Genomic DNA, 4,221 nt, shown 5'->3' on the forward strand with positions numbered 1-4,221 from the left:
AGCGGCACCCGCGCGGCGCCGAAGCGCCGCTTGTAGTCATGATTGCCGATGCTGAGGTCGAAACGGCGCACGCCCTCTGCATGCAGCGCCGCCAGGGTGCGCTCGGCGACGAGCAGCCCCGGCGAGCAGCTCGACCATGAATCGCCGCCATGGCTGATGCGCAGCAGGTAATAGGTCGCACCGTGCCGGACGCCGAGCGCGGTGGCGACGATACCCTCGTCGCACACCAGCGCCGAGACGACGGCATAGCCCTCCGCAATGCCTTGGCGGACCACCTCGCGATAGAATCGCGCATGGGTCTTGTCGTCGAGGACGAAGGGCGAGCCGAGCTTTTGCATGCGCGCCTGCTGCTGGACGTCCATCACGTCCATCAGTTCATGCGCGCGCCCGACATCCTTGGCGATCTCGAACCGCGCGCCGGCATGACGGGTGAAGACGCGCCAGCAGCGCGGCATCTGCATGCGCTTGATTGAGGCCTGGTAGGCTCGATAGTCATCGCCCATCTGCACGAGATTGCCGTTGAGCGAAGAGGACCCGATCCGGCCGAGCGACACCAGCGGGTTCGGCTTGCCGCTGACCTCGACCGGCATCTTCCTCAGGCGCAGCAAATCGAAGCCGTCGGGCAAGGCGCGCAACGCCTCGACCAGCGCCTTGCCGATCGCATGCATCGCCACCGCATCCGACGCGGCATCGCGCGCCAGGATCGGCGCGTTGTTGTCGGAGACGCCGAGATCGGCGAATTCGGCGATGCGGATGCCGCGCCTGATGTGGCTGATCATCGGCACCATCGCGATGTCCTTGCCGGTGGCGGAATCGGAGATCACGGCGATCAGCGGCGCGACATCATCGAACGCCTGGTACCAGGCTCCAAGCCAGTAGCCATGTTGGAAAGCGGTGCGATGCCCGGCGTACAGGCGCGAAGCGGCCTGGCGCCAATCACGCACGAAATCGATCGCGATTCCCGACGTGCTGGACACAAGACCATCTAATTGCTCGACGCTGAGGAACGTCATTCGCGGGACATACGACTACTGAATGTTCGGTAATAGGTTATGTATTGTCGGAGACCACGAGGAACGGCGCTTATCGTTAAGCCATTGCCACGACAAACAGCCTTGGATGCGACAAGCTGTCATTGCTTCGGTTCCGTCTGCGCGACGCACTGGAATCGCGCCAGGAAGTGCAGACCGGCCACCGCCAGAGCGAACATGAACCAGATCGGATTCTGCCGTTCGAGCAGGAACGTCTCGGTCGCTCCGTAATACAGGCCGAACAGCCATACGGTCAGGAACAGCTTTGCCAGCGTGCCACTGCGGCTGTGAGCCCGGGCTGACTGGAAATTGCCGAGCGGTGCGAGCACGAAGACGAGGATCACGAGCACGAGTCCCGGCAGGCCGATGGTGACCGCGAGGTCGAGATAGCTATTGTGGCTGTGCGCCGCCGACGTCGCCCATTCAGCGCCCTGGGCGGTCTGCCGTGCCGTGACGTCGTCCCAGAAGGCCGCATAGCCGTGACCGATGATCGGCTTTTCGGCGAAGGCCGCGAGCGCGAACTCCCAGATGGCGGAACGGCCCGTGAAGGTGGGATCGAGCGGAAGCAGCCGCGTCATGGCCCCGAGCGCGGGGCTCAAGACACTGCCGACCGTCAGCAGGTTCATCACAATCAGCGGCACGAAGCAGATGATCCGCTTCAGCCACAGGCTTGGCGTGACATAGACCAGCGACGCGAGCACATAGACCGCAAGGCAGAGCACCGACGACGTCTTGCCGCCGGTGAAGATCAGGAAGATGCCGGCGAGCGCCGCGATCGCGGGTCCCATCACGAACGAGCCCACGGCGGACAGATAGATTCCGACATAGACCAGGATCGTCATTACGGGTGAGGCGACGTTCTTGTGGCCAAAACTGCCACGCCAGTCGCCGGCGAGCTGCGGCTCGGCGATATCAAGCGAGGTGTGGATCGAATATTGCGGCGCGAGGAAGACGCCGAGATAGCACAGCGCGAGCAACACCAGCGCGGCGGCACCCAGGCAAAGATTGAAGCTGCGCTGCGTCGGCGGCAGCAATGGCAGCAGAACGGCGAGCGACGTCACGCTTGCGAGGAGCACGAACCGCTGGATCGAAACGCCTGGGCTTTCGGAGAGGACGATGTTGATTAGCAGCCAGCCCACAAGGCAGAGATGAAGCGGCGTCACCAGGCTCTTCAGCGCCGGCCCATCCGTCGCGGCGACGAACAGCACCGCGACCGCAGCCAGCAGCCCCCAAGACACATAGGTCAGCGCCATGCGTCCGCCGACGACATTGGTGACATCGGGATTGCGCAGGTCCGGGAAGGGATCGAGCGTCACCAGCACCAGCAGCAGCGACGCGACGGCGACGAGACAACGCGCAGCCTGCACGGCATTGAGCTGCGCCAGGCCATCGCGCACGACACGGCCCAACGATCGGACCTCGAGCTCAGTGATGTCAGCGGCGCTGCGGTCCATGGCTCAAGACATTTGGTGGCGTCGGTGAGGCTCCAGCTCCTGGCTCAACGCTGCCGAGCACCCCTCAACAGGCGTGGCGGAGGTCTGCGCCGGCGGCTGCCGCACGATGCTCCGCGCAATCTCGTAATATTGCAGCGCCCGTTGCTCGAGCGTGAGACTGTCCAGGATAAAACCGCGCGGATCGAACATGCCAGCGGCACAGCCGGCCCAGAAGTTTTCCCACCCCGCCTCGAACCCCGCGACGTCGGCGAACCTGGCCCCGCAGCGCTCGTCCCAATACGGCACCGACGACACCGGCGCGAACTGCACGCGGTGCGGATAGTAGTCGGGGTCTCGCCATGGGCCACCCGGATCCCAGGCGAAAACAGGCACGCCGCAAGACAGAGCCTGCTGATAGGCGATGCCCTGGCTTTCGTTCTGGCAGAGGAAGATCATCGCGCGCGAGCTCGCCAGCGCGGCCTGATAGTCTTCCTCCTTGTAGCTGCCGTAGCGCAGCTCCATGAACGAGCGCCCCTCTTTTCGCAGACGGGCGCGGACGGGTTCGATCAGCTCCGGTGCATAGCGCTCGCGGTCCCAGTGAACCTTGTCGTAGATCAGCACGTCGACCGTCTTCTGCGAGCCGCGCGACGGTGCCCAGAGATCGGTGTCGATGCCGACCGGCCATGCCTCCGTCTCGGGCCAGTACGGCCGGTACATGTCGACGTACCACGGGCCGGGTACCACGACCTTCTTCACGGGGAGACGCTTGAACAGATCAGGATCGTCGAGCGGATGATTGTGCGCGGCGACGCCGAGCAGGATCGGGTTCTTCCACGCGAACTTGTCGAGCAGGAAGGTGCGGCCGATGATGCAGGCGAGCTCGTCCGGATGCCGTGCGATGTAGCCGTAATCGTTGACGCGATAGCGGATACCGAGCCGGTCGAGCCCTGCACAGAGATTGAGGAATACGCGAAGCTGGCCGCTCATGCGCGGCTCGCCGAGCAGCACGCGGCGAGCCATGCGCCGCAGATGCCGGTCGCCGGGAAACCAGCGGTCGTCCTTGTCCTCGTAAAAGAGGTTGAGGATCATCGCATCGGGGTCGTGTTCGAACGTCTTTACGGGCACTGGATCCATCCGCGGCAGCCGGATGCTCATTCTCGCATGGGACCGGCTGTCGCTCTCCTCCAAATCTGCCACAGGCTTAATGCCAGTGGCTTAACGCTAATTGACGAAACCACGCCGACACACGCCTTCGCGGCGACGATCGGGCCGCAATCCGAGTATCATTTGCAAACATCCAAGGCTGCGAATGATCGCATCGTTCATTCAGCAGCGGCGTCCTGGTTAACAGACTCTTAAAGGCGAGCCGTGGCTCAGATCACTGCCGAACACGTTCTCGATCTGCCGGCCACAGCACGCAGCGCTCCGGCGGTGCGCCAGCCGCTGACGTCGAGTTCGCCCACGTCGGTGTCCGTCGTCATTCCCGCCAAGAACGTGGCGACCTATGTCGGCGAAACCCTCGCGAGCGCACTGGCGCAGGTTGAGGTCGGCGAAGTGATCGTCGTGGACGACGGCTCGACCGACAATACCACCGCGATCGTCCGTGCCATTCGCGACCCGCGACTGCGCCTGATGACCAATGATTCCGCCGGTGTGTCGGCTGCGCGCAATCTCGGCGCACGTCATGCAAGCGGCGAATGGCTGCTCTTCCTCGATGCCGACGACCGCCTTCGCCCCGGCGCGGTGGCTGCGCTGCT

The 4,221-nt window shown here is 64.1% G+C and carries 4 protein-coding genes; 1 reads left to right on the forward strand and 3 read right to left on the reverse strand.

Annotated features, from left to right (window positions below):
* The 3 genes from MOV75_RS29145 to MOV75_RS29155 form a co-directional block, all read right to left on the reverse strand.
* Positions 1 to 1,013 (reverse strand): GNAT family N-acetyltransferase (locus MOV75_RS29145; RefSeq protein WP_247007060.1); only part of this gene is annotated, 1,013 nt, incomplete at its 3' end.
* Positions 1,014 to 1,132: 119 nt separating this feature from the next.
* A complete protein-coding gene (locus MOV75_RS29150) occupies positions 1,133 to 2,485 on the reverse strand; it encodes an O-antigen ligase (RefSeq protein ID WP_246928735.1) in 1,353 nt (450 codons plus the stop codon).
* 3 nt (positions 2,486 to 2,488) lie between these two features.
* The gene (locus MOV75_RS29155) at positions 2,489 to 3,589 is read right to left on the reverse strand and encodes a glycosyltransferase family 1 protein (protein ID WP_246928737.1); all 1,101 of its coding nucleotides are present in this window, start codon (positions 3,587 to 3,589) and stop codon (positions 2,489 to 2,491) included.
* A gap of 243 nt (positions 3,590 to 3,832) precedes the next feature.
* Between MOV75_RS29155 and MOV75_RS29160 the strand changes: the two genes are divergently transcribed.
* Positions 3,833 to 4,221 (forward strand): glycosyltransferase family A protein (locus MOV75_RS29160; protein ID WP_247007061.1); only part of this gene is annotated, 389 nt, incomplete at its 3' end.

It is taken from the genome of Bradyrhizobium sp. PRIMUS42, from assembly GCF_023006515.1.
Classification (GTDB): domain Bacteria; phylum Pseudomonadota; class Alphaproteobacteria; order Rhizobiales; family Xanthobacteraceae; genus Bradyrhizobium.